Here is a 23,002-nt window from a genome sequence, read left to right on the forward strand (position 1 = left end):
TCTTGAGAGAGCATTGCTCTCGAAGCGGAGCGATGTAAACCTCACAAGCGGGAGCGCGAAGATGTCGGCCATGTCCAAGGGCGCCAACGCCGCCCTGATGTTCTTCCTGGAGCTGAGCGTCTACGGGGCCGTCTGCTACTGGGGTTTCACGTTCGGCTCCGAGTGGTGGCTGAAGATCCTCTTGGGAGTCGGCGGTCCTGTCGTGTTCGCGGTCGTATGGGGCGTCTTCGGGTCGCCGAAGGCGAGCCTCCCGGTGCACGGTCTGGCCCGCGCCGCCCTGGAGATCGTCTGGTTCGGCGGTGGCATCGCCGCCGCCGCTGGCGCCGGCCTCATCACCACGTCAGTGGTGTTCGCCGCCCTCTTCGTCGTGAACGCGATCCTGCGGATCGTCTGGAACCAGGTCTGAGCACGACCCCCCGAACAGATAGGAAGGTCGAATCATGGGCAAGCACGTCATCGTCGGCGCCGGGCAGGTCGGCTCGCAGCTCGCGGAGTCGCTCGCGGCGGGCGGTCACGAGGTCGTCGTCGTCACCAGGTCCGGATCCGGTCCGGCCGTGGCGGGGGTCACCCGGGTGGCGGCCGACGCCGGGGACGCGAGCCGGCTCACCGACCTCGCGAAGGGCGCCGACGCCCTCTACAACTGCGCGAACCCGCGGTACCACCGCTGGGCGCAGGACTGGCCCCCGATGGCGACGGCGCTGCTGACGGCGGCGGAGCGGAGCGGGGCCGTGCTGGTCACCCTCGGCAACCTCTACGTGTACGGGCCGGTCGACAGCCCGATGACCGAGGATCTGCCCCTGGCCGCGCCCGGGACGAAGGGGCGGGTGAGGGCGAAGATGTGGGCCGACGCGCTCGCCGCCCACCAGGCGGGGCGGGTACGGATCACCGAGGTACGCGGATCCGACTTCTTCGGGCCGGGGATGTCCGACCAGTCGATGTTCGGTGACCGCTTCGTCGCGCCGCTCCTGGCCGGGAAGACGGCGTGGATTCCCGCGGACCCCGACCAGCCGCACAGCCTGACGTATCTTCCGCACACCATCGCCTGGCTGCGCACCGCCACCCCCACCAAATGATCACCACGCCTCCCAGCCGGCGTACGCCCCATCCCACCCGCGATTTCGCCACCGCTGGCGCCGTCTCACCGCTCATCAACCCGACCGCCGATGACCTCGTTCACCGTGCGATCTCGTAGCCAGGACCCTACGCTGTGTAAGCGAAAGTGGATCGGGTCCTCTGCGGTGACATCAGAGTGTCGCGCACGGAGACTCGGAACGTGATCGATGAAAGGGCGCACGCCGGTGCATCTGCGGCGGGGCGCCCTATCCGGTGAATGGTCGATCGGCGATGATGATGACGGGCACGGCAAGGGGAGGAGGAACGCGACATGGACGACATCAGGACCCAGGCTGGTCTGCTGAATCAGAGCGATGCCGCACGCTTCCTCGATATCCGGCAGCAGACCTTCAACCGCTGGGCGCGGGGTTACGAACGGGGAAGTCCGCTTCTGCATGTCCTTCCCTTTGCCGGGTCGCGGGAGGCGACCGTGCCGTTCGTGGCCATGGCCGAGGCGTACGTCCTGGACGCACTGAAGCGGGCGGGAGTGAAGCCGCACAAGATTCGGCCGGCGCTTCAACGGCTGCAGAAGGAATTCGGGCACGAGTACGCCCTCCTTGCTCCCGAGTTGGCGACGGACGGCATCGACGTTCTCTGGGACTTCTCACGCACCAAAGCCGGTGCGGGGCTCATCGAGGCCAGAACCGGTCAGCATGTGATCCGCGAGATAGTGACCGACTACCTCGACTACGTCATGCGTGCCGAGGACGGCTTTCCCGGGAGTCTGCGCCTGCGAAGCTGCCTTCCCTCGAATGTGGTGGTCGACCCGCTTCGGGCGTTCGGGCAACCTATCTTCGCCGGTACACGCACGCGGGTAGCAGAGGTCGCCGCCATGATGAAGGCAGGCGAGGCGCCCGAGGTGATCGTCGATGAGCTCGGAGTCACGCTCGACGACGTCAGAACCGCCACCCGCATCCTCCTGGGCCACGCCGCCTGAGTTCTATCTCGATGAGAACAGCGTCAGCCGCAGCGTGCGCAAACTGCTGTCAGGCCTGGGGTTATCAGGTCCATACGCCGGCCGAGTTGTTCGGATCGCGAGACAAGGCACTCGGTGCGCCTGATGATCAATGGCTCCCGATGGTCGGGCAGCACGGCTGGGTAGTGATCGCGTCGGACATCCACATCTTCCAACGCCCGCATGAGCATCAGGCCTACCTCAAGGCCAAAGTCGTGGTGTTCCTTCTGCCGGGGGAGTCGAAGGTCGAGGAGCGCACGACATTGATCGCGCACAATCTGTCCGCGATGTGCAGTGAAGCCAGTCAGTTCCGCTCGGGCGTATGGCGGCTGACGTCGCGCGGGACCGAGCCGTACGTCGCGCCGGCAGCCAAGGAGAAGGGCGTCCGGCGCTCCAAGACGTGACATGCGAATCCTCTGGTGGCTTGCTCAGCCGGTCGACCCAGGGTTTCGTGACCGCCGGGCACGGTGGTGGCGGTGGCGGCCGTAGTCTCTCGGGATGGAGACCACGCGCGTGGCGATGATCGGGCTCGGGGACATCGCTGAGAAGGCCTATCTGCCGGTTCTGGGGGCGACTCCAGGGATCGATCTGCTGCTCTGCACGCGGAACAGGGCGACGCTCGACCGCCTGGGGGAGGCCTATCGCGTCCCGGCCAGGCACACCTCGGTCGAGCAGGTGATCGACGCCGGGATCGACGCGGCGTTCGTGCACGCGGCGACCCGGGCGCATGTGGAGATCGTGGAGTCGCTCCTGCTGGCCGGTGCGCACGTGTACGTCGACAAGCCGATCGCCTATGACCTGGCCGACGCCGAGAAGCTCGTACGGCTGGCGAGCGAGCGCGGGCGGTCGCTCATGGTGGGGTTCAACAGGAGGTACGCCCCTGGGTACGCGGGGCTGCGGGAGCTTCCGCGTGATCTGATCATCATGCAGAAGAACCGGGCAGGGCAGCCGGACGACCCACGCCGGGTGGTCTTCGACGACTTCATCCACGTGGTGGATACGCTGCGATTTCTCGCGCCGGGCGATATTTCGGAAATGTCGGTAGACCTGCGGCTCCGTGACGGGCTTCTGGAACACGTGGTCCTTCACCTCTCCGGACCGCCCTCTGGTGGGGGTTCCTCGTTCACGGCGATCGGGATCATGAGCAGGGTCAGCGGGGCGAGCGAGGAGACCTGCGAGGTGATCGGCGGTGGCGGCAAGCGCAGGGTCGTCAACCTCGGCGACGTGGCCGACCACTCCGGCGGGGAGACGGTGACCCGGCGCGGTGACTGGACCCCGGTCGCCCGGCAGCGCGGCATCGAGCGGCTCTGCCACGAGTTCCTCTCCTCGGTGCGGGACGGCCGCGTCATCTCGGCCGAGGACGCCCTCGCCACCCACGCCGTGTGCGAGGACATCGTCGCCCAGGCCCTCGGCGCGAAGGGCTCCTGCTAGGCGATCCTCTCGGAGGGCGCAGGGGCTTTCGGCGGTGAAAGACACACCCCTCACCCGTCCGGCACGCGGGGGAGGGGTGTGCCATGGGACGGGGAGGGGCATGTCGCGCGCCGGCCGGTTACCGGTTCAGTGCGCTGCCGCGGCCGTCGGCCCGTTCAGGATTACGGGCCCGGCCACAGGCGGGAGGAGAGGCCACTCGTCTCATGATCGGTCGCGCGAGATCAACGGGAGGAGAGGTACTGGGCGCCGAGGGCGCGGAGGCGGGTGTGGGCGGACTCGTAGACCTCCGGGCCGCCGAGGTACGCCTTCGGGAGCTTGGCGACCATCGTGTAGTTGGTGTCGCACACGTTGCCCACGGGAGCCTCGGCGCCCTGGCTGATCAACTGGTAGGCGTCCAGCTCGTCGAGCCCGGTCAGCGACGCCGTCCAGGTGACGAGGTCGTGCTGGCTGATCCGGTAGGCGTCCTCCAGCGGGCGCGCCGAACCCGTCGACATCAGGTGCCCGTCGTCCTCCAGGCGCGGCCACGGAGTGGCGACGCCCTTGATCAGCTCGACGGCGACGACGGTGTTCATCGCCGCCTCCACCGCCGTGCCGCAGACCTCGCCGTGCCCCTGGCGGCAGTGCCCGTCACCGATGGAGAACAGCCCGCCCTCGACGTTGACGCCCAGATAGACCGTGACCCCGGCCCGCAGCTCGGGGGTGTCCATGTTGCCGCCGTGGGCGTCCGGCGTGATCGTCATCCTCGCCTCGGAAGCGGCAGGGGCGACGCCCACGGTGCCGTGCATCGGGTCGAGCGGCATCTCGACGCTGAAGTCGCCGCGCCTGGCCCGGTAACGCACGACCCGCTTGTCCACGTCGACCTCGTACAGCCACACGACCTCTTCGAGGGGCGGGTGCAGCATCGCCGTGGTGTGGGTGGCGGTCAGCGCACCGAAGTGCGGGAACGTCGTGGAGACCGCCCAGTCGCGTGCCGGTTCGATGGAGACGAAGTGCAGCGCGAGCGTGTCGCCCGGCTCGGCCCCCTCGACGTGGAAGGGCCCGGTGACCGGGTTCAGGTACGGGAACTCGCACACCTTCGAGGGGAGGTCTTCGAAGCCGCGCACCCGTCCGCCGAAGCAGTCTTCGGTGAAGAGCTCCACGACCGTGCCCGGCTTGATCCTGCCCACGGCGGGACGGCCGCCGAACGTGTAGGACAGTTCCTCGGCGCTGGGCTGGTAGGAGACGACGTTCACTCGGAGACCTCCGTGTTGATCGCGGACAGGGTGGGACGCCGGCCCATCATGTAGCTGCCGGCGAGGACGAGGACGCCGATCGCCAGCCAGACGAAGCCGAGCACCTGGGCGGCGACCTTGGCGTTGATGACGACGTAGAGCAGGATCAGGAAGCCGATGGCCGGGGCGACGAGGTGCCGCCACCAGTCGCGGCTGCCCTTGCGCACGACGTAGTGCACGACCACGGACACGTGCAGGGCGAGGAACGCCGTCATCGCGCCGAAGTTCACCAGCGTGCCCAGCAGCGTGATGCCGTCGTCGCGCGAGCTCATGTACAGCCCGAGGGCCAGGGACACCACGGCGACCAGGAAGGTGGCGTTGACCGGCACCTTGTGCTTCGGGTGGACCTTGCCGAGGAAGCTCGGGAGCTGGCGGTCGCGGGCCATCGCGAACAGCAGGCGCGAGGTAGCAGCCTGGGCGACGAGGGAGTTGGCGAAGCCCCAGGCCACGGCGGTGGCGACGGCGGTGAGCACGCTCAGCCAGTGGCCGCCCGCGTACGCGGCCGTGTCGTAGAAGGCCGTGCCCGCCGGGTCGCCCTTGGTGAGGAGCTCCTCGCGGTTGGGCGCGAGCAGCGCGGCGACCCAGGTCTGCACGACGAACAGCACGCCCGCCAGCGCGAGCGCGTAGATCATCGACCGGCCGAGCTTCCGGGTGTCCTCGCGGCTCTCCTCGGCCAGCATCGAGATGCCGTCGAAGCCGAGGAACGACAGCACCGCCACCGACACGGCCCCGAACACCAGCGGCCAGGAGAACGTCGAGGAGTCGAACAGCGGGCTGAGCGCGTTGCCGTGCCCCTTGCCCTGCGCGAGGGCGACGAGCCCGATGACCAGGAAGACGGCCAGCACGATCAGCTCGGCCACCAGCATGATCTTGTTCATGCGCGCGGTCATCTCGATGCCGAGGTAGTTGACCACGGTGTTGAGCACGATGAAGCCGATCAGCCAGCCCCAGATCGGCACGGCCGGGACGAACGACGCCATGGCCGCGCTCGCCACGAGGTACAGCAGGGCGGGCACGAGCACGTAGTCGAGCAGGATCACCCAGCCCGCGAGGAAGCCCACGGGGGCGGAGATCCCGCGTCCCGCGTAGGTGTAGACCGAGCCGGCCATCGGGAAGGCCCGCGCCATCTGGGAGTACGACAGCGCCGTGAACGCCATCGCGACCATGCCGATGACGTAGGCCAGCGCCACCATGCCGCCCGAGGCCTGGAAGACGCCGCCGAAGATGCCGAAAGGCGCGATCGGCACCATGAAGATCAGGCCGTAGATCAGCAGGTCGGTGAAGCTCAACGACCGCTGCAACTCCTGCTTGTAGCCGAAGCGCTCCACGCCGGGACCGGCGCCCGGCGGGGACGCGGACGATGGCGAGATATCGGAGGGAGAAGACATGGACGGCTCCTTCAAACGCGGGGGCAGAGCCGTACGATAGGGGTATTCCTTGAAAACGAAAAGATTTCCATTGAAAGTTTTACGCGCCGGTCACACCGCACCCGCCGGTCACACCGCACCCGCCGGTCACACCGCACCTGCCGGTCACACCGCACCTGCCGGGCACACCGCGCGGGCCGGGCACGGTCACACCGCCCAAGCCGGTCAGACCGTACGGGCCGGTGATGGTCACGCCGTACGGCCCGGCCTAGGCGGAGGTCACCATCTGGAAGTCGAGCCCGTCGGCCCGTCCCACGTAGACCCGCTGCCGCACGTGGCGGTCGGTGAGGGTGAGGCGGCCCCGGCCGCTGGTGATCGTGGTGCCGTCGGCGACCGCCTCGATCGCGGGGACGGCGAGGCTGCCGGCGCGGCCCGCCAGCGCCGCGAGCATGAGCACGCCCTCGTAGCAGCCGTGGCCGTGCCCGTTCAGCAGCGGGGCGGACGGGCCGAACCGCCTGGCGTAGCGCTCGGCCAGGCTGAGGTTGGCGTCGGTGGCGATGCTCCCGAAGTAGCCCATGGCGGCGTACAGCTCGCCGGTGGAGTCGCCACCGATGGCCAGCAGGCCGTGCTCCTCCAGCGCCCCGCACAGCCGCGCGCATCCGAGCCCGCTCGCCGTGAAGGCCCGGTTGAACGTGACCAGGTCGCTGCCGATGAGGTTGAGCAGCACCGCGTCGGGCCGTACGGCGGCCAGCTCCTCGATCAGCGGGGCCATCGCGGCGGTGCCGGACGGGACGAACCGCTCGCCGACGACGGTCGCGGACCGCGCCCGGATGTGCCGGCGCGCCGAGGCGTGGACCAGGCGCGGCCAGACGTAGTCGTTGCCCAGCAGGAACCAGCGCTTGGCACTCCGGTGGTCGATCAGCCAGTCGAGACCCGGGCCGACCTGCCGGGACGCCGGCTCGCCGAGGAAGTAGACCCCGGGGTCGCGCGCGCGGCCCTCGTAGGGCGGCGTGTAGACGAAGGGGACCGCGCCGCCCAGCGAGCGTTCGATGGCGACGCGCACGTCACTGGCGTGGGTGCCGACGAGCGCCTGCACGGCTCCCGCGCGCACCAGCCCGTGGACCTCGCGGGCGACCTGGGCCGGGCTCCGGCCACCGTCGACGAGGACCAGCTCGACCGGCCTGCCGAGCACGCCTCCTGTGGCGTTGACCTCGGAGGCGGCCAGCATGGCGCAGTTGATCGCGCACGGGCCGAGAAGGCCGAGCACGCCGGAGACGGGCACCACCAGGCCGACGCGGAGCGTTTCGGCCCTGAGCAGGTGAGCTTCAAGGGGGTCGATGACCACCGTGACGGGATCGGCCACGTGCAAGAGTATCCTCCTTGCGCACTCACGGACGAAGGGAGCCTCGATGGTGACGGCGGAGTCCGATGAGGACGGATGGGCGCGGCGATCGTCCGTGAGATCGGCCGGGAGCGGCGGGGGGCGGGAATCGGCCGGGGACGGCGGAGGGCGGGAGACCTCCGTGCGATCGGCGACGACGACGGGGCTCGGGTCCTCGCTGGCGTACCTTCTGAGCCGCGCCGAGCGGAGCGTCAACCGGGACCTGGCCTCGGTGCTCGCCGCCGAGGAGGTGACCGTCGACCAGTGGCGGATCCTCCAGGCGCTCGCCGACGGCCGGGGTCACACCATGGGCGACCTCGCGGAGGCCGCGCTCATGCCGCACCCCACGCTGACCAAGGCGGTCGACCGGCTCGTGGAGCGGGCGGTGGTCTACAGGGGCCATGATCCGGCAGATCGCCGCAGAGTGGCGGTTTTCCTCGCAAATCGGGGCAATGACCTTCTGAGCCGCCTGGAGGCGGGCATCGCCGAGCACCACCGCGCGATCCTCGCGACGTACGGCGCCGAGCGCACCGAGCGGCTCATGCACGAGCTCGAACTGCTGGTCAGGTCCCTCGAAGGCTGACCTCCACCAGGGCGAGTTTGCGCATATGGTTCATAACGCTGCTCCAAAGGGGAGGTCAAGTGCCCGACTTGCTGGTAGGGCCGATGCTGCGGTACGTCGACGAGACGAGCGCGTCCATATGGGTCGAGACGAGCGAGCCGTGCGAGGTCACGGTCGCGGTCGACGGCACGCACGCGGCCGACCGCACCTTCACCGTGCACGGTCATCACTACGCGATCGTCGACATCGAGGCCACCGGGGCGTACACCGTCGAGCTCGACGGGGAGCGCGTGTGGCCGGTCGAGGGCTTCCCCGACAGCCGGATCTGCCCGCTGGAGGAGCTCAGCCGCGTGGTCTTCGGCTCCTGCCGGACCACCGTCCCCCACGACGAGGCGCACGTGGCCACCCACGGCGTCGACGTGCTCCGCGAGTACGGTCAGCGCCTGCTGCAGGGGGAGGACCTGCCCAGCCTGGTGCTCTTCCTCGGCGACCAGGTGTACGCGGACGAGCCTTCGCAGGAGATGCTCGACTTCATCCACGCCCGCAGGCAGGACGGGCCTGACGAGATCGTCGACTTCGAGGAGTACGCCGAGCTGTACCGGCAGGCCTGGACCGACCCGGTGGTCCGCTGGGTCCTGTCCACCGTGCCCAGCGCGATGATCTTCGACGACCACGACGTTCGCGACGACTGGAACACCTCGGTGGCCTGGCGGGAGAAGATGGCCGAGGTGCCGTGGTGGTCCGCCCGGATCACCTCCGCGCTCGGCGCGTACTGGGTCTACCAGCACCTCGGCAACCTCTCGCCGTCCGAGCGCAAGGCCGACCCCATGTACGCGGAGCTCCACCGGAGCGAGGGCGACGGGGCCGCCGCCCTCGACGCGTTCGCGAAGAGGGCCGACGAGGATCCCTCCTCGACGCGGTGGAGCTACACGCGCGACATCGGCAGGACCCGCCTGATCATGCTCGACACCCGGTGCGCCCGGCAGCTCGACCCCCGTCGTCGCCGCATGCTCGACGACGAGGAGTGGAACTGGTTCACCGAGCACGCCACCGGCGACCTCGACCACCTGCTCATCGGATCCTCGGTCCCGGTCTTCCTCCCGAGCGGCATCTTCGACGTGGAGAGCTGGAACGAGGCCGTCGCGGGCGGGGCGTGGGGCCGCAGGGCGACGGCCTGGGGCGAGAAGATCCGCCAGGCGCTCGACCTCGAACACTGGGGAGCGTTCCGCCGGTCGTTCGAGGAACTGGGCGGCGTGCTCGCCGACGTGGCCGCGGGGCGCAGGGGAAGGGCGCCCGCCACCATCGTGCTGCTCTCGGGGGACGTGCACTACTCGTACCTGGCGGCGGCGGGCCCGGCGTCCGCCGACCTGGAATCCGCCCGAATCTACCAGGCGGTCTGCTCGCCGATCCGCAACCCGCTGAGCCGCACGCTGCGCCTCGCCAACGTGATCGGGTCGTTCGGGGTGGCCAGCGTCATCGGCGGCGTCCTCACCCGTACGGTCCGGTTGCCCCGGCGGCGCCTGCGCTGGAAGATCACCAACGGCCCGTGGTTCCCCAACGCGCTCGCCGCCCTGGACCTCGACGGCCGCTCGGCGGAGCTGCGCTGGCACACCGCCCGCCCCACCTTCGAGGAGCTGACCAAGGTACGGCTCGCGCCCTGAGGCGCGAGCCGAACCCGGCAGGCGAACGACGCCCTACTTGGCCGCCAGCTCGGAAAGGACGGCGGCGAGCTGGTCGACGGCCCAGTTGAGGTCCTCTTCCGAGACCACCAGCGGGGGCGCGAGGCGGATCGTTGAACCGTGGGTGTCCTTGGCGAGGACCCCGCGCCGCATCAGGCCTTCGCAGACCTGGCGGCCGGTGCCGATCGAGGGATCGATGTCCACGCCCGCCCACAGGCCCCGCCCGCGTACCGCGACGACGCCGTGGCCGCCCTGGCCGGCCGGCCCGATCAGGGCGCTCAGCCTCTCGTGCAGGAGCGCGCCGAGCTCCTTGGCCCTGGCCTGGTACTCGCCGGTCCCCAGCAGCTCGATGACGGCGTTGCCGACGGCGCAGGCCAGCGGGTTGCCTCCGAACGTGGAGCCGTGCTGTCCGGGCTTGATGACCCCGAGGACGTCGGCGTTCGCGACCACGGCGGACACCGGGACCACGCCCCCGCCGAGCGCCTTGCCCAGCACGTACATGTCCGGGACCACGCCGTCGTGGTCACACGCGAAGGTGTCGCCGGTGCGGCCGAGGCCCGACTGGATCTCGTCGGCGATCAGCAGCACGTTGTTCTCGGTGCAGATCTCCCTGACCTGGCTCAGGTAGCCGGTCGGCGGCACCAGCACGCCCGCCTCGCCCTGGATGGGCTCGATCAGCACCGCGACCGTGTTCTCGTCGATCGCGTCGTGGATCGCCTCGGCGGAGCCGTACTTCACGATCGTGAACCCCGGCATCGCGGGGCCGAAGCCGTCACGGGCGTCCGGGTCGGTGGAGAAGCTCGCGATCGTGGTGGTACGGCCGTGGAAGTTGTCCTCCATGACCACGATGTTCGCCTGGCCGGGGGCGACGCCCTTGACCTCGTAGCCCCACTTGCGGGCCACCTTGATCGCGGTCTCGACGGCCTCGGCGCCGGTGTTCATCGGCAGGACCATGTCCTTGCCGCACAGGTCGGCCAGCCCCTGGCAGAAGTCCGCGAACTGGTCGTGGAAGAACGCCCGGCTGGTCAGCGTGACCCGCTGGAGCTGCTCCTGGGCCGCCTGGAGGATCTTGGGGTTGCCGTGCCCGAAGTTCAGCGAGGAGTACCCCGCCAGGCAGTCGAGGTAGCGCCTGCCCTCGACGTCGGTGACCCAGGCGCCACGCGCCTCCCGCACGACGACCGGCAGGGGGTGGTAGTTGTGCGCGCTGCGCCGCTCGCTGAGCTCGATCAGTTCCTGGGTTCTGCTCATGTGCGGATCTCCAGAGTGCAGCACTTCGGACCGCCGCCGGCCTTGCGCAGTTCGCTCAGGTCGACGGGGATGACGTTGAGACCCCGGCGCTTCAGCTCCTGGGACAGCTCGCCCGCCTCGACGTTGACGATCACGTTGTGGCCGTCGCTGACGGCGTTGAGCCCGAGCACGGCGGCGTCGTCGGCGGAGGCGAGGACGGCATCGGGGAACATGTGCCGCAGCACCTCCTGGCTGCCCGGCGAGAACGCGCCCGGGTAGTACGCCACGTTGCGCCCGTCGATCGGGAACAGCGCGGTGTCGAGGTGGTAGAAGCGGGGGTCGACCAGGTCGAGCGTCACCACGGGGCGGCCGAGGAACTCCTGGGCCTCCTTGTGCGCTGTGATCGCCGTACGGAAGCCGGTGCCGGCGAGGATCACGTCGTCGAGGGTCAGGAAGTCGCCCTCGCCCTCGTTGGTCTGCGTCGGCTCCATGGCCGGGCCGTACCCGTTGGCGGTGAACCAGTTGAGGTAGGCGGGTCCCTCGGCGGTGCGCTCGGCGGTGGCGAACTTCGCGCCGTAGACCCGGCCGCCGACCACCAGGGCCCCGTTGGCGGCGAAGACCATGTCCGGCAGGCCGTCGATCGGGTCGATCAGGCTGACCGTGTGGCCCAGTTCCTCGTAGACGTCCTTGAGACGCTCCCACTGGCGGACGGCGGTGGCGGCGTCCGCCCCCGCGCTCGGGTCCATCCAGGGGTTGATCGCGTACTCGACCGCAAAGTATTCGGGACGACACATGAGGTAATGCCGGCTGTGGGCCATCTATCACTCCGTCGGAAACGGCTGGTCAAGGATGGCTTCAGCCTAGGAACGGCGGCAGGTCCGGGCCAGGCGCGGACCTTGCGCGCTCGCGTGGATCGGTTGCGTTGTCAGCCGTGCAAGCGGTGATTTGTTGCGTATGGGCGGAAAGCCGTTTAAGTGGTCACAACCAGATGGTCGTGCGGGTTACGGGATGTTTCATCGGTGTGTCGGCGCGTGCCGTGGCGCCCCACCGGCCTCAGACCTCATGGGGCGCTCCGTTACGTGAGTGAGGGGGGTCGTCGATGAGGCGGGAGAGCACGATCGCGCTCTTGGTGCGTACGACGAACGGCTCGGAGGCCACGCGCTCGATCACCTGCTCGACGTGCCGGACGTCCTTGGCGCGGATGTGCAGCAGGGCGTCGGCCTCGCCGGTGATCGTGCAGGCGGAGATCACCTCGGGATGGCGCGCGACGGCCATGCCGATCTCGGCGGGGGAGGTCTTGCCCCGGCAGAAGAGCTCGACGTACGCCTCGGTGGTCCAGCCGAGTGCCGAGGGCTCCACGCGCGCGGTGAAGCCGGTGATGGCTCCGGTGCTCAGCAGTCGGTCGACCCGCCGCTTGACCGCAGGGGCCGAAAGCCCGATTTGATGCCCAATTTCGGCGTATGTCGAGCGAGCGTCCTCGACCAAGGCTCCGACAATCGCACGATCAAGCGCATCCAACTCCACGGTGCCTGTATACAGCCGCTTCGCCTCCGGTACACAGTTAGTAGTCACTCCAAAGTTCAAGTAACTCCAAGTTTGGTCTGTTCGTCCTCGCCGGCGTGGCCGCCGGCACCCGGCGCTTCCAGCGCGAGAACGCCTGACACATGCGAAAGGCCGGGTGGAGAAGGGGAGCCCCCTTCTGCACCCGGCCTTTGCCGCGTCCTGTACTCGTGCGGGTCCTACCCCCTGTCGGCCTCGCCGGTCGCCTGCTCCAGGGCGTCCTCGGGGGATGCCTCCAGGTCGTCGGAGGCCTGGGCGAGGGCGCTCTGCTTGTCGAGGCCGACCCAGCTCTTGACGCTCTCGATGGCGAACAGCACGCCGAGGTACACCGACATCACGGCGACGACCCAGGTCAGCAGGCCGAGGGCCGCGCCGGCGCCGAGGAGCAGCAGCCGGACCTCCCAGCCGAGCCCGGCCTGGAACACCCACGGAGCCGGCCAGATGCTCTGCCGCGTGCGGTACACCGTGTCGTAGGTGTGGTAGCCGACGACGTAGATGAGCACGAACAGCAGCCACTTGGGCGTGCCGGCGGCCAGCCCGAGCACGATGACCGTCAGGAACTCGGTGCCCCTGATCAGCGGCGGCACCAGCCAGTCGAACCTGCCGAGGTGGTCGCGCGGCGCGGTCGGCACCATCAGCGCCACCATCACCAGCACCGGGAGCAGCATGACCGCCCCCTTGGCGGGCGCGGCGCCGTCGCCAAGCACGCCGGTCACGCCGATGGCGATCACGGCGAGCAGCGAGGCCAGCCCGGCGGGCACCGGAGGCAGCCCCGGGCCCATCTTGTCGCGCAGCAGCGCCACCAGGGGCCCGTCGTCGCGGTAGGCGAGCAGGCGGGCCGTCTGGATCCGGCGGCGCTCCTCGTCGGGATCGGGAACGGGGGCGGCTGCGGCCTGCGGATGGGTGATCATGCGAGCGACCTCATGAGACGTCCGGTGAGGGTGTAGGTGGCCGCGACGCCGCCCCAGATCACGAGCGTGAGGAACGTGACCCGGGGCTCGAAGATGGCCGCGGTGATCGCGATGGCGGCGAAGCGCTCGCCGATGGGGAAGACGATCATCTTGCGGGCCCAGTGGACGGCGCGGAACCGCCCGGCCTGGGTCCACAGCTTGAGCAGCCCGCGCACGCCGGTGCTGCGCGAGGCCCGGCGCTGCTCCAGCGCCTCACGGAGCGGCCGGTCGTCGGTGGCGGTGAGCGCCAGCGTCGGCAGCGGCACGGGCGGCTTGCGCCGGTTGGCCGCGCCGAAGGAGAAGTCGAGCAGGTGCCGCACCGACTGCACCGACAGCGCGACCAGCGCCAGCGTCCACACGTCGCCCTGACCGGCGACGATGGAGCCGACGGCGAGGCCGGCGAACACGATGTACTCCTTGGCGCGGTCGAACGTGGCGTCCAGCCACGCACCCAGCACGCCGAACTTGCGGGCGTACCGGGCCACCTGGCCGTCGACGCAGTCGAACACGAAGGCGAAGTAGATCAGCAGGCCGCCCGCCACCCAGCCCGGGCGCGTGCCCGTGGCGAAGGCCAGCGCCGAGAGCACCCCGAGCGCGATCGAGATCAGCGTGACCTGGTTGGGCGTGAGGCCCCGCCGGGCCGCCCACCGGGCGATGAAGCGGGAGTAGGTGCTGACGAAGTACGTGGTGAAGAAGCCGTCGGCGCCCTTGACCGCGTTGTTCAGGCGGGCGCGGTCCTCGTCGAACTCCGACATCGCGGCCACGGCCGCGTCGGCCTCGGTCTGGGAGCCGACCCGGGAGAAGAACAGGTCCCTGCGGCCGCGGGTGCCGACGGAGACGCCCCTGCGGACGAGGCCGAGCACGATCAGCTGGACCAGGTCGTCCTCGGGGCCGAACAGGTGGGCCAGGTCGGCGAGCTCGCGGGCCGTCTCGGCCAGGGTGGCCGCGTGGCGCTGGTGCAGGTGGAGCGGGCCGAGCGCCACCGCGTTCGGCCGGGTGACCTGGTGATAGGCAGAACCGGCGGAGATGACGCGCGAGCGGCCCGCGCGCAGCCGTACGGGCAGGCCTTCGAGGACGCGGTCGCCGATCTCGGGCTCGGCCTCCTCGATCGGGATGTCCGGCTGGATCGGCTCGCCGTGCTCGTCCTCCTGGCGCGGCTCCTTGACGATCAGCGCCAGCGCGCCCCGCTTGGACTTGGTGATCTGGTAGATCAGCTCGTCGTGGATCACGACGCCGGCGGGGATGAGGAAGAGGTTGTCCGTCGTGTGCTCGACGGCGTCGGCCAGTGCGCGCAGATCCCCGGCCAGGTCGCCGGACTCCACGACCGTGCCGGGGAACGACCGGTAGTCGCCGGCGTCGCCCTGACGGACGAGGGCGACGGGCTCGGGGTCCATCGAGGCCACTTGGCCGTGCAGCCGGGATAGGACCGTGGGCGAGCCGGGTAGCGACGTCAGCACCAGGCGACCGGGCGGGACGTGCTTTTCGGGAGAACCGATCGGGCCGGGCGATGCGCCCAGCAGGACCACGCGGGTCATGTCACCCTTTCAGGCAGCGTGCGGGGGGCGGAGGCGATTAACAGGGGGTGTCGCCAGGGAGCAAAGTTTAGTGACTGTTCTTCCAAAGGATGGCATCCATGGTTGACCCGAGATCGATTCGTCGCTTGCGGGTGTCACATCCTGTTTCGTGTGTCCCTGGGTTCCCTTTCGATTCGTGGTCTCACCTGGGGGAAGCCGGTGCCGGGCTCGCCCGGCGGCCGCATCGGGCCGGCATCCGATTCGTCCTCGGGCTGCGGCACGTCCCTAGACTGGGCGGGTGAACCTCTACCGTGACGAGGGCGTCGTGCTGCGCACCCAGAAGCTGGGCGAGGCCGACCGCATCGTCACGATCCTGACCAAGCGCACCGGCAAGGTGCGGGGGGTCGCCAAGGGGGTCCGGCGCACCACCTCCAGGTTCGGCGCGCGACTGGAGCCGTTCACCCACGTCGACCTGCAACTCCACACTGGGCGCTCGCTCGACGTGATCACGCAGGTCGAGACGCTCCGGCCGTACGGGGAGTCGCTGGTCTCCGACTACCCCCGCTACACCGCGGGCACCGCCATGCTGGAGACCGCCGACCGGCTCACGGTGGGCGAGAAGGAGCCCGCGCTCCGGCAGTTCCTGCTGCTGCTCGGCGGGCTGCGCACGCTCGTCGAGGGAGGCCACGAGGCCAGGCTCGTCCTGGACGCCTACTTCCTGCGGTCCCTCGCGGTCGCGGGCTACGCGCCCGCGCTCGACTCCTGCGCCCGCTGCTCGACCCCCGCGATCAGGGCCTTCGCCATCGCCGCGGGCGGCGTGGTCTGCGGCGGGTGCCGCCCGCCGGGGGCCGCCGTGCCCGCCGCCGAGACGATCGGCCTCATGATCGCGCTCATCCGCGGCGACTGGGACTCCGCCGACGCCTCCGAGCAGCGGCACCGCACCGAGTGCAGCGGCCTGGTCGCGGCATACCTGCAATGGCACCTCGAACACGGAATACGCTCGCTACGACATGTCGAGCGCGTCTGAGCCGCGCCCGGCCCTCCCACGGACACCCAGACAGACACACCCACCCACCTCCCGACAGACACGCACAGGAGAAACCGACCGTGAACGTCCGCCCGCCCACCCCTCACCCGTCCGGGGCGGTCCCGCCCCCGATCCCGCGCGAGCTGGTCCCCCGGCACGTGGCGATCGTCATGGACGGCAACGGGCGCTGGGCGAAGGCGCGCGGGCTCCCGAGGACCGAGGGTCACAAGGCGGGTGAGGCCTCGCTGTTCGACGTGATCGAGGGGGCCATCGAGCTCGGCGTCCCCAACCTGTCGGCCTATGCCTTCTCCACCGAGAACTGGCGCCGTTCCCCCGACGAGGTCCGCTTCCTGATGGGGTTCAACCGCGACGTGATCCGCCGCCGCCGCGACGAGCTGCACGCCATGGGCGTCCGGGTGCGCTGGGCCGGGCGGCCCGGCCGGCTCTGGAAGAGCGTCATCAAGGAGCTCCAGGACGCCGAGGAGATGACGCGCGACAACCGCACGCTGACCCTGCAGTTCTGCGTGAACTACGGGGGCAGGGCCGAGATCGTCGACGCCGCGGTGAAGCTGGCGCAGGACATCGCCGCCGGCAGGGTCAGGGCCGACAAGGTCTCCGAGCGCACCTTCGCCCGCTACCTCGACGAGCCCGACATCCCCGACGTCGACCTGTTCGTACGGTCCTCCGGCGAGCAGCGCACGTCCAACTTCCTGCTCTGGCAGTCGGCGTACGCCGAGATGGTCTTCCTCAACCAGCTCTGGCCCGACTTCGACCGCCGTGACCTGTGGCAGGCCTGCGAGGCGTTCGCCAAGCGTGACCGCAGGTACGGCGGTGCCCTCCCCAACCAGGTCTGAGCACTCGGGCAGGGCGCTCAGAGGGAGCAGTCGCAGCACGCGCCGTCGCAGGCGCACGTGCCGCAGCCGTCGCAGGACCGCAGGTAGCAGCGGTCGTCGCAGGGGCGGCCGTTCCTCTTGCTCCACCTCGGGCGCCACATCCCGCAGGTGAAGAAGGTCGCCACCCCGGCGGCGGACTTGCGGACGAACCCGGGGCGTTCGTAGGAGGCTCCGGGCGCCGTGAGGGCGAAGGTCCGCTCCACCGCCCGGCTCACCTCGGTGCCGAGCAGCACCTGCACCAGGTGCCGGTCCTCCAGTTCCACCTCGCGCAGGGCGAGGTCCAGGCCGTGCGCGGCGTCGTCGCAGAGCCGCCAGGCCTCCTGCCGGGTGGCGCCGGTCGCGGTGAGCGGGTTGAACGCCCCGCGCGCGTCGTCGTCCGCCTGGTCCTCCACCGCGTCCAGCAGGTGGGCGATCCGACCGAAGAACCGGCCCGCCTCGGCCAGCGGGGCCGCGTTGCCCGCCCTCCCCGACAGGGTGGCCGTGTGCGCGAACGCGGCGGCCACCGCGTCCTCCGTGGGCCTCGTCAGCTCCATCAGCGTGGCCACGGCCCCACCCCTGAAGTCGTCCCTTCCCTCCGGGGCGAGCACACCGGGGGCCCCGGGCGCGGCGAGGCGGCGTTCCAGGTCGAGCTGGCGGTCGATCGTCGCGGTCAGCACGCCGGCGTCGAATCCGACCGAAGTGCCCATGCGGGCGCCGGCCGCCTCCCACCGGGCCGCCAGGAGCCTGCGGGCCGGGCCGGTGCCGGGGGCGGCGTCGCCGTCCGCCACGTGGTCGCGGAGCTTGCCCGCCGCGAGGACGAGCGAGACCGCGGCCGCCAGCCGTACCCCCTCCGCGCGGGCGTCGACCACGTCGGCCTGCCTGAAGCCGCGCAGCGCGCACGGCCCGGCCGTCCGGTGCGGTGAGGCGGCCGTCCCCTGAGCCTCGGTGAGCACCGAGATGATCAGCCCGTCGTAGTTGGTGGCCAGCCGGGCGCCCTGGCCCTGTCCGTCGCGGAGGGTGAGGCAGAGCCCGCACAGGTGCGCCAGCCAGGCGCGGTGCAGCGATGGGCAGGAGTGTTCCCCGCAGGGGCGAATGATCCCGAACATCTTGCCTCACATACTTCGGGAGATCTGCGGACCTGGTCCGCTTCTGTCGCGCCAGAATCTACCGGTCCGCACCCCGCGCCGCCTCAGCCTCGCGGGGGACTTCTCACGCCCTGCGGCGGGCGCGATAGGCGGCGACGTGCATGCGGTTGCCGCAGGTGCGGCTGTCGCAGTAGACCCGCGAACGGTTGCGGGACTCGTCCACGAAGACCTTGTCGCAGTCGGGCGCGGAGCAGGTGCGCAGGCGTTCCCACTCGCCCTCGACCAGCAGGTGGGCCAGCGCCACTCCGCAGTCGGCGGCCAGGTGCTCGGCCACCGAGGCCCCGGGGGCGAAGTAGTGCACGTGCAGGGGGAAGCCGTCGTGCTCGGTCAGGCGGGCCGTGATCTGGGTGCGGTCGAGCAGGACGTTGAGCCGGGTGACCGCCGTGGCCGAGTCGGGAGCGGTGAAGACCTCGTGGAACGTCGTGCGCAGGGCGCGCACCTGCTCCAGGTCGGCCGCGCCGACCACCTCGATGCCGCTCATCTCGTGGCGCTTGACGAACGCGTCGAGATCGCCGGTGCCGGTCAGGCCGTCCGGGCCGCCCGTTTCGGGCGCGGTGTTGACCAGGTCGGCCACGGCGGCGAGCGAGCACACCATGTCATGGCTGAATGGCATGGTCTCTCCTGTTGGACGTGGTGCGGGCGGCGGCACGGTCGCCGGGGGGCGCGGAAGCCGCTCGCGCTCCGGACTCCCGGTCCCGGAAGCGTATCCGGTCGGGGGGCCCGTACAAGATTGCTCCAGGGAGAGACGTCCGGGACGTGGCCAGGAGGCGGCCGGTCCGGGACGGACGGCGAACGGCCCGCCGGGGACGTACCCGGGGGCCGCCGGACCGGCGGTCAGCCCGCCGAGGCGATGGCCGAGCAGGAGGGGCAGGTGCCGAAGACCTCCACGGTGTGCGTGATCGCCGTGAAGCCGTGCTCGGCGCCCACGCCCTCCGCCCACCGCTCGACGGCGGGCCCGGCCACCTCCACCGTACGGCCGCAGTGGCGGCAGACCAGGTGATGGTGGTGGGTGCCGGTGGCGCAGGCCCGGTAGACCGACTCGCCGTCGTCGGTGCGCAGCACGTCGATCTGGCCGGAGTCGGCCAGCGCCTGCAGGGCGCGGTACACGGTGGTGAGCCCGATCTTGGCGCCGTCGGAACGCATCTGGGCGTAGATGTCCTGCGCGCTCCGGAAACCCTCACTGTGGACGAGGATGTCCCGCACGGCGTCTCGGCGGTTCGTCATCGGCTGCACTCCCATGCACGGCATGACCACACGTTCATGTACTGGGCCTGTGTACGGCATGACCGTACGCTCATGTACTGGGCTCCTGTGAACGACCTCGCCGTACGAATCTACCCACGCCGAGGGCCAGGACGAAGCCGGCGAGCGCCAGGAGCACGATCGCGGCCCCCGGCGCGACGCTCGCGTAGAACGCGGACGTGAGCCCCCCGACCGTCGCGATCACACCGAGCGCCATGGCCAGCAGCATGGTCGTGGTGAAGCCGCGCGTGACCTGCTGACTGGTGGCCACCGGGACCACCATCAGGGCGCTGACCAGCAGCAATCCGACCACGCGCATCGCGATCACGACGGTGAGCGCGGCCGTCACCGCGATGAGCAGGCTCAGGAAGCGCACCGGCAGCCCGTTGACCCTGGCGACCTCCTCGTCCTGGCAGAGCACGAACAGCTCGCGGCCGAAGATCACCACCACGCCCAGAACGAAGGCCGCGAGCACCGCGATGACCCACACGTCCTCGGCGGTGACGCTGCTGATCGAGCCGAACAGGTAGGAGGTGAGCGTGGAGTTGCTGCCGCCGGGGGCCAGCCCGATGAGCAGCACCCCGCCCGCGATGCCTCCGTAGAACAGCAGCGCGAGCGCGACGTCCCCGGTCGTACGGCCGCGCGCGCGGACCAGCTCGATGGTCACCGCCCCGAGCACCGCCACCGCGACGGCGGTGAGCACGGGCGCGGTCCCGGTGAGGAAGCCGAGCGCCACGCCGGTCAGGGCCACGTGGCCGATGCCGTCGCCGAGCAGGGCGAGCCGCCGCTGGACGATGAAGGTGCCGACGGCGGGAGCCGCCAGGCCCACGAGCAGCGCGGCGATCAGCGCGCGCCACATGAAGTCGTACTCGAACATCTCGATCACTGCGTGGCCCCCGGGCTCATCGGCCCGCCGGACACCTCGTAGGCATGGGGACGCGCCTGCTCGTGGCCGGGGTGGGGGTGGCAGCTCGTCCCGTCCGGCGCGCCGTCGAGGACGGGGCCGTCATGACGGTGGCCCGGCCCGGCGGGTGGCGCGCCGTCGTGCAGGACGCGGCCGTCGCGCAGGACGACCGACCGTGTGATCAGCGGCGCCATCGGCCCCAGCTCGTGGGCGACCAGCAGCACGGTCTTGCCCTGCTCGACCAGCGTCGCGAGCGTGGCGGCCAGGTGCCGCTGGCTCTCGGCGTCCACGCCGGCCGTCGGCTCGTCCATGACGAACGTGTCCGGCTCGCCCGCCAGCGCGCGGGCGATGAGCACCCGCTGCTGCTGGCCCCCCGACAGCCACCCCACGGGGTCGCCGGCCCGTCCGGTGAGACCCACGGCGTCGAGCGCACTGGCCACGGCCGCCCGGTCCCCCGCGCTCGTACGGCGCAGCCGGCGCTGCCGGGCCACGCGGCCGGAGCCCACCACCTCGCGCACGGTGGCCGGCACCCCTCCGCCGACGGACAGGCGCTGCGGCACGTAGCCGATGCGCCACCAGTCGCGGAACCGGCCGGGCGGCACGCCGTACAGCTCGGCGGAGCCGGCCGACAGCGGCGTCAGGCCGAGAAGGGCCCGGATGAGCGTGGACTTGCCCGATCCGTTGGCGCCGAGGACGGCCACCACCTCGCCCGCCTCGATCCGCAGGTCGATGCCGCGCAGCACGGGCCGCCCGTCGAGGCTGACATGGCCGGCCGCCATCGCGAACGCGACGGGCGCGGCTCCCGGCGACTGCGCCGGGGCCACGCCGGTCGCCTGTGCTGATCGCGTCATGAGCATCCAAGTGCGGTGCGGAGAGCGGAGAGGTTCGCGCGCGCGGCGGACAGGTAGTCCCCTGCCGGGGGACGGCTCTCGATCGGGTTGAGAACCGCCGTCGTGGCGCCGACCTCCTTGGCGAGGACTTCGGCGACCTTGGGGCTGACGAGTTCCTCGGTGAAAATGGTAGTCACCCGCTCCCGCCTCGCGACCCCGGCCACCTCGGCCAGGCGGGCGGGGGAGGGCTCGGCCTCCGGGTCGACGCCGCTGACGCCGACCTGCTTGAGCTTGTAGCGGTCGGCCAGGTAGCCGAAGGCGGCGTGGCCGGTCACGATCGTGCGGCTGGAGCAGGTGGTCAGCCCCTGCCGGAACTCCTTGTCCAGGGCGCCGAGCTCCCCGGCCGCCGAGTCGGCCCGGCCGGTGTAGGCGGCGGCGTGCGCGGCGTCGGCCTGTGCCAGCCTCTTGCCGAGCTCGGTGACCACGGTGGCCAGCCTGCTCGGGTCGAGCCACACATGCGGGTCGTAGCCGGGCCCCCCGTGGGCGTCCTCGCCCTCCTGGTGCTCCTCCGCGCCCGCCGGCAGCGTGGTGATCGTGGAGGCGGCGTCGAAGGCCCGGTCCTTGGCGTGCTCCTGGACGGCGTCGTCGACCGCCGGCTGGACGCCCTTGACGTAGACGATCAGGTCGGCCCGCTCGATGTCGGCGATCTGGCGCGGGGTCAGCTCCAGGTCGTGCGGCTCGACGCCGGGCTGGGTCAGCCCGGTGACCGTGACGTCCGATCCGCCGACGCGGGTGGAGATCCACTCAAGGGGATAGAAGGCGGCCAGAACCCTCGGCTTGCCCGTGCCCCGCTCGTCCGCGGAGGCCTTGGTGCCCGCCGAGCACGCGGTCGCGGCGAGGAGAGCCCCGGCGCCGAGGAGGAGGGAGATGGCGCGAGGGCGCCGGTATGTGGACGGCTTGCGCCGGTTGTATCCGGACGAAAAGGGCATCACGCGCACAAGTATGCGCCAGAATGAAAACCGTTGTCAAAATCGTTGCTGGGCGCGTCCCTCAGAACAGCCCGAAACGGGCGGCGGCGACGGCGATCAGGAACGTCGCGAGCGCGACGCGCAGGATCCGGGCCCCCGTGCCCAGCGACGGCCACGACATGTACGCCAGCCAGCCCACGAAGCCGATCACCGGCAGGACCGCGACGCCACCCCGCCAGTCGGCCACGGCGAACCCCACCAGTAGCAGGATCACCAGGACGACAGGGAGGACCCAGCGCGGCAGCCCGTACAGGAAGACCAGCGGGGCCGCGCTCTTCTGCTCCACCGTGCGGCGCAGGCCCGTGGCCCCCGGCGTGAGGAAGTGCTCGCCCCGGGGAAGGGGCCGCGACGCCGTGCGACCGGCGCCCGTACGGCCGGTGGGCCGCCCGCGCTGCGCCAGCGGATGGTCGGGCACGCCACGCTTCGGCGAGGAGGACGAGGACGGCGAGGAGTCGCTGGGATCGTGCTTGTCGGCCACGCTTCGAGCCTAACGTCGGAGGGCTTCGTCACGGCACCCTATGCGTACTGGCATGCTGAACGGCATGCTTGCCCTCATCAGGTACTCCGTCCCGGACGCGCGGGCCGACGAGTTCGTCGAGAAGGCCACGTCGATCCTCGGCACGCTCGCCGCCCAGACCGGATATCTCGGCGGGCACGTCGGAAGATCCGTGGACGAGCCCGACCTGTGGGCGGTCGTCAGCGAGTGGGAGGGCGCCGGGTTCTACCGCCGGGCCCTGTCGGCCGCGCGCATGGAGATGTATCCGCTCATGACACTGATGATCAATGAGCCAAGCGCCTTCGAGGTTCTGGTCAGCAAACCTTGAACCGCGCGCCAGGGGCGGCTTGGCCCTGGACGCCGATTGTGGGCGGGTCGCGTCACCGGTTCCCCTAAGCTTGGGGGTGATCGGGCAGGTGACGCGCCCTCTGATCGATAAACCCAACCC

25 protein-coding genes are annotated in these 23,002 nt (G+C 70.7%); 10 read left to right on the plus strand and 15 right to left on the minus strand.

Going from position 1 to position 23,002, the window contains the following annotated elements; translation table 11 throughout:
* The first annotated feature begins 61 nt into the window (after positions 1-61).
* The 5 genes from AB0B89_RS01245 to AB0B89_RS01265 all read left to right on the plus strand — a co-directional run bounded on the left by AB0B89_RS01245 (position 62) and on the right by AB0B89_RS01265 (position 3,499).
* Positions 62-406 carry a YrdB family protein gene (locus tag AB0B89_RS01245; RefSeq protein WP_358546330.1) on the plus strand — a complete coding sequence of 115 codons (345 nt, stop codon included), beginning with the start codon at positions 62-64 and terminating at the stop codon, positions 404-406.
* 34 nt (positions 407-440) lie between these two features.
* The gene (locus AB0B89_RS01250; RefSeq protein ID WP_358546333.1) at positions 441-1,073 is read left to right on the plus strand and encodes an NAD-dependent epimerase/dehydratase family protein; all 633 of its coding nucleotides are present in this window, start codon (positions 441-443) and stop codon (positions 1,071-1,073) included.
* Positions 1,074-1,384: 311 nt separating this feature from the next.
* Complete coding sequence (locus AB0B89_RS01255; RefSeq protein ID WP_358546336.1) at positions 1,385-2,050, plus strand: DUF433 domain-containing protein; 666 nt, start codon at positions 1,385-1,387, stop codon at positions 2,048-2,050.
* An 11-nt stretch (positions 2,051-2,061) separates the two neighbouring features.
* Positions 2,062-2,472, plus strand: a complete 411-nt coding sequence (locus tag AB0B89_RS01260) for a hypothetical protein (protein WP_358546339.1) — start codon at positions 2,062-2,064, stop codon at positions 2,470-2,472.
* 94 nt (positions 2,473-2,566) lie between these two features.
* Positions 2,567-3,499, plus strand: a complete 933-nt coding sequence (locus AB0B89_RS01265) for a Gfo/Idh/MocA family oxidoreductase (RefSeq protein WP_358546342.1) — start codon at positions 2,567-2,569, stop codon at positions 3,497-3,499.
* Positions 3,500-3,720: 221 nt separating this feature from the next.
* Here the strand turns inward: AB0B89_RS01265 and AB0B89_RS01270 are convergent, their stop codons facing one another.
* The 3 genes from AB0B89_RS01270 to AB0B89_RS01280 form a co-directional block, all read right to left on the minus strand.
* Entirely contained in the window at positions 3,721-4,731 is a 1,011-nt protein-coding gene (locus AB0B89_RS01270) for an acetamidase/formamidase family protein (protein ID WP_358546345.1), read from the minus strand.
* Positions 4,728-6,158 (minus strand): APC family permease, encoded by a 1,431-nt coding sequence (locus AB0B89_RS01275; RefSeq protein ID WP_358546348.1) that lies wholly within the window; start codon positions 6,156-6,158, stop codon positions 4,728-4,730. The genes AB0B89_RS01270 and AB0B89_RS01275 overlap by 4 nt, the downstream gene beginning before the upstream one ends.
* A 247-nt stretch (positions 6,159-6,405) precedes the next feature.
* On the minus strand, positions 6,406-7,500 hold the full coding sequence (locus AB0B89_RS01280; protein ID WP_358546351.1) for a substrate-binding domain-containing protein: 1,095 nt from the start codon (positions 7,498-7,500) through the stop codon (positions 6,406-6,408).
* Between the two features lie 160 nt (positions 7,501-7,660).
* On the opposite strand from AB0B89_RS01280, the gene AB0B89_RS01285 reads away from it, so the two are divergent.
* Both AB0B89_RS01285 and AB0B89_RS01290 read left to right on the plus strand, forming a co-directional pair.
* Positions 7,661-8,101 (plus strand): MarR family transcriptional regulator, encoded by a 441-nt coding sequence (locus AB0B89_RS01285; protein WP_358546354.1) that lies wholly within the window; start codon positions 7,661-7,663, stop codon positions 8,099-8,101.
* A 59-nt stretch (positions 8,102-8,160) separates the two neighbouring features.
* Positions 8,161-9,741: an alkaline phosphatase D family protein gene (locus AB0B89_RS01290; RefSeq protein ID WP_358546356.1), complete on the plus strand. Its 1,581-nt coding sequence runs from the start codon at positions 8,161-8,163 to the stop codon at positions 9,739-9,741.
* A 33-nt stretch (positions 9,742-9,774) separates the two neighbouring features.
* Here AB0B89_RS01290 and rocD read toward each other — a convergent pair whose 3' ends face one another.
* The 5 genes from rocD to AB0B89_RS01315 form a co-directional block, all read right to left on the minus strand.
* Positions 9,775-11,007, minus strand: coding sequence for an ornithine--oxo-acid transaminase (rocD, locus tag AB0B89_RS01295; protein ID WP_358546359.1), 1,233 nt, complete (start codon positions 11,005-11,007; stop codon positions 9,775-9,777).
* Entirely contained in the window at positions 11,004-11,804 is an 801-nt protein-coding gene (gene ddaH / locus AB0B89_RS01300; protein ID WP_358546362.1) for a dimethylargininase, read from the minus strand. The genes rocD and ddaH overlap by 4 nt, the downstream gene beginning before the upstream one ends.
* Before the next feature lie 235 nt (positions 11,805-12,039).
* Positions 12,040-12,510 carry an Lrp/AsnC family transcriptional regulator gene (locus AB0B89_RS01305; RefSeq protein ID WP_358546364.1) on the minus strand — a complete coding sequence of 157 codons (471 nt, stop codon included), beginning with the start codon at positions 12,508-12,510 and terminating at the stop codon, positions 12,040-12,042.
* A gap of 215 nt (positions 12,511-12,725) precedes the next feature.
* The gene (locus AB0B89_RS01310) at positions 12,726-13,457 is read right to left on the minus strand and encodes a DUF5941 domain-containing protein (protein ID WP_358546366.1); all 732 of its coding nucleotides are present in this window, start codon (positions 13,455-13,457) and stop codon (positions 12,726-12,728) included.
* Entirely contained in the window at positions 13,454-15,031 is a 1,578-nt protein-coding gene (locus AB0B89_RS01315; RefSeq protein WP_358546369.1) for a CDP-alcohol phosphatidyltransferase family protein, read from the minus strand. Before AB0B89_RS01315 ends, AB0B89_RS01310 begins: the two co-directional genes overlap by 4 nt.
* Positions 15,032-15,308: 277 nt before the next feature.
* On the opposite strand from AB0B89_RS01315, the gene recO reads away from it, so the two are divergent.
* Both recO and AB0B89_RS01325 read left to right on the plus strand, forming a co-directional pair.
* Entirely contained in the window at positions 15,309-16,037 is a 729-nt protein-coding gene (gene recO, locus AB0B89_RS01320) for a DNA repair protein RecO (RefSeq protein ID WP_358546372.1), read from the plus strand.
* Between the two features lie 80 nt (positions 16,038-16,117).
* Entirely contained in the window at positions 16,118-16,891 is a 774-nt protein-coding gene (locus AB0B89_RS01325) for an isoprenyl transferase (protein ID WP_358546374.1), read from the plus strand.
* Between the two features lie 17 nt (positions 16,892-16,908).
* Here AB0B89_RS01325 and AB0B89_RS01330 read toward each other — a convergent pair whose 3' ends face one another.
* From AB0B89_RS01330 to AB0B89_RS01360, 7 genes are all read right to left on the minus strand, one after another.
* Positions 16,909-18,015: a DUF5685 family protein gene (locus tag AB0B89_RS01330; protein WP_358546377.1), complete on the minus strand. Its 1,107-nt coding sequence runs from the start codon at positions 18,013-18,015 to the stop codon at positions 16,909-16,911.
* Between the two features lie 103 nt (positions 18,016-18,118).
* Positions 18,119-18,667 carry a CGNR zinc finger domain-containing protein gene (locus AB0B89_RS01335; RefSeq protein WP_358546380.1) on the minus strand — a complete coding sequence of 183 codons (549 nt, stop codon included), beginning with the start codon at positions 18,665-18,667 and terminating at the stop codon, positions 18,119-18,121.
* A gap of 221 nt (positions 18,668-18,888) precedes the next feature.
* Positions 18,889-19,278 carry a Fur family transcriptional regulator gene (locus tag AB0B89_RS01340; RefSeq protein WP_358546383.1) on the minus strand — a complete coding sequence of 130 codons (390 nt, stop codon included), beginning with the start codon at positions 19,276-19,278 and terminating at the stop codon, positions 18,889-18,891.
* A 70-nt stretch (positions 19,279-19,348) separates the two neighbouring features.
* Entirely contained in the window at positions 19,349-20,182 is an 834-nt protein-coding gene (locus AB0B89_RS01345; RefSeq protein ID WP_358546385.1) for a metal ABC transporter permease, read from the minus strand.
* Positions 20,179-20,979 (minus strand): metal ABC transporter ATP-binding protein, encoded by an 801-nt coding sequence (locus tag AB0B89_RS01350; RefSeq protein ID WP_358546518.1) that lies wholly within the window; start codon positions 20,977-20,979, stop codon positions 20,179-20,181. The genes AB0B89_RS01345 and AB0B89_RS01350 overlap by 4 nt, the downstream gene beginning before the upstream one ends.
* A 68-nt stretch (positions 20,980-21,047) precedes the next feature.
* Positions 21,048-22,019 (minus strand): metal ABC transporter substrate-binding protein, encoded by a 972-nt coding sequence (locus AB0B89_RS01355; RefSeq protein WP_358546520.1) that lies wholly within the window; start codon positions 22,017-22,019, stop codon positions 21,048-21,050.
* A gap of 61 nt (positions 22,020-22,080) precedes the next feature.
* The gene (locus AB0B89_RS01360; RefSeq protein ID WP_358546387.1) at positions 22,081-22,536 is read right to left on the minus strand and encodes a DUF6703 family protein; all 456 of its coding nucleotides are present in this window, start codon (positions 22,534-22,536) and stop codon (positions 22,081-22,083) included.
* Positions 22,537-22,600: 64 nt separating this feature from the next.
* Between AB0B89_RS01360 and AB0B89_RS01365 the strand changes: the two genes are divergently transcribed.
* On the plus strand, positions 22,601-22,882 hold the full coding sequence (locus AB0B89_RS01365) for an antibiotic biosynthesis monooxygenase family protein (protein ID WP_358546389.1): 282 nt from the start codon (positions 22,601-22,603) through the stop codon (positions 22,880-22,882).
* Positions 22,883-23,002: the final 120 nt, after the last annotated feature.

The sequence above is a fragment of the Sphaerisporangium sp. NPDC049002 genome (genome assembly GCF_040649355.1).
Taxonomy (GTDB): Bacteria; Actinomycetota; Actinomycetes; order Streptosporangiales; family Streptosporangiaceae; genus Sphaerisporangium.

What these genes read in the sequence shown, in the direction of transcription:
- AB0B89_RS01265 (WP_358546342.1), top strand. Translation starts at nt 2,567, where the DNA reads ATGGAGACCACGCGCGTGGCGATGATCGGGCTCGGGGACATCGCTGAG.
- AB0B89_RS01330 (WP_358546377.1), bottom strand. Translation starts at nt 18,015, where the DNA reads ATGTTCGGGATCATTCGCCCCTGCGGGGAACACTCCTGCCCATCGCTG.
- AB0B89_RS01340 (WP_358546383.1), bottom strand. Translation starts at nt 19,278, where the DNA reads ATGACGAACCGCCGAGACGCCGTGCGGGACATCCTCGTCCACAGTGAG.
- AB0B89_RS01275 (WP_358546348.1), bottom strand. Translation starts at nt 6,158, where the DNA reads ATGTCTTCTCCCTCCGATATCTCGCCATCGTCCGCGTCCCCGCCGGGC.
- ddaH (WP_358546362.1), bottom strand. Translation starts at nt 11,804, where the DNA reads ATGGCCCACAGCCGGCATTACCTCATGTGTCGTCCCGAATACTTTGCG.
- AB0B89_RS01250 (WP_358546333.1), top strand. Translation starts at nt 441, where the DNA reads ATGGGCAAGCACGTCATCGTCGGCGCCGGGCAGGTCGGCTCGCAGCTC.
- AB0B89_RS01335 (WP_358546380.1), bottom strand. Translation starts at nt 18,667, where the DNA reads ATGCCATTCAGCCATGACATGGTGTGCTCGCTCGCCGCCGTGGCCGAC.
- AB0B89_RS01355 (WP_358546520.1), bottom strand. Translation starts at nt 22,019, where the DNA reads ATGCCCTTTTCGTCCGGATACAACCGGCGCAAGCCGTCCACATACCGG.
- AB0B89_RS01255 (WP_358546336.1), top strand. Translation starts at nt 1,385, where the DNA reads ATGGACGACATCAGGACCCAGGCTGGTCTGCTGAATCAGAGCGATGCC.
- AB0B89_RS01365 (WP_358546389.1), top strand. Translation starts at nt 22,601, where the DNA reads ATGCTTGCCCTCATCAGGTACTCCGTCCCGGACGCGCGGGCCGACGAG.
- AB0B89_RS01350 (WP_358546518.1), bottom strand. Translation starts at nt 20,979, where the DNA reads ATGGCGGCCGGCCATGTCAGCCTCGACGGGCGGCCCGTGCTGCGCGGC.
- AB0B89_RS01315 (WP_358546369.1), bottom strand. Translation starts at nt 15,031, where the DNA reads ATGACCCGCGTGGTCCTGCTGGGCGCATCGCCCGGCCCGATCGGTTCT.
- AB0B89_RS01310 (WP_358546366.1), bottom strand. Translation starts at nt 13,457, where the DNA reads ATGATCACCCATCCGCAGGCCGCAGCCGCCCCCGTTCCCGATCCCGAC.
- rocD (WP_358546359.1), bottom strand. Translation starts at nt 11,007, where the DNA reads ATGAGCAGAACCCAGGAACTGATCGAGCTCAGCGAGCGGCGCAGCGCG.
- AB0B89_RS01260 (WP_358546339.1), top strand. Translation starts at nt 2,062, where the DNA reads ATGAGAACAGCGTCAGCCGCAGCGTGCGCAAACTGCTGTCAGGCCTGG.
- AB0B89_RS01245 (WP_358546330.1), top strand. Translation starts at nt 62, where the DNA reads ATGTCGGCCATGTCCAAGGGCGCCAACGCCGCCCTGATGTTCTTCCTG.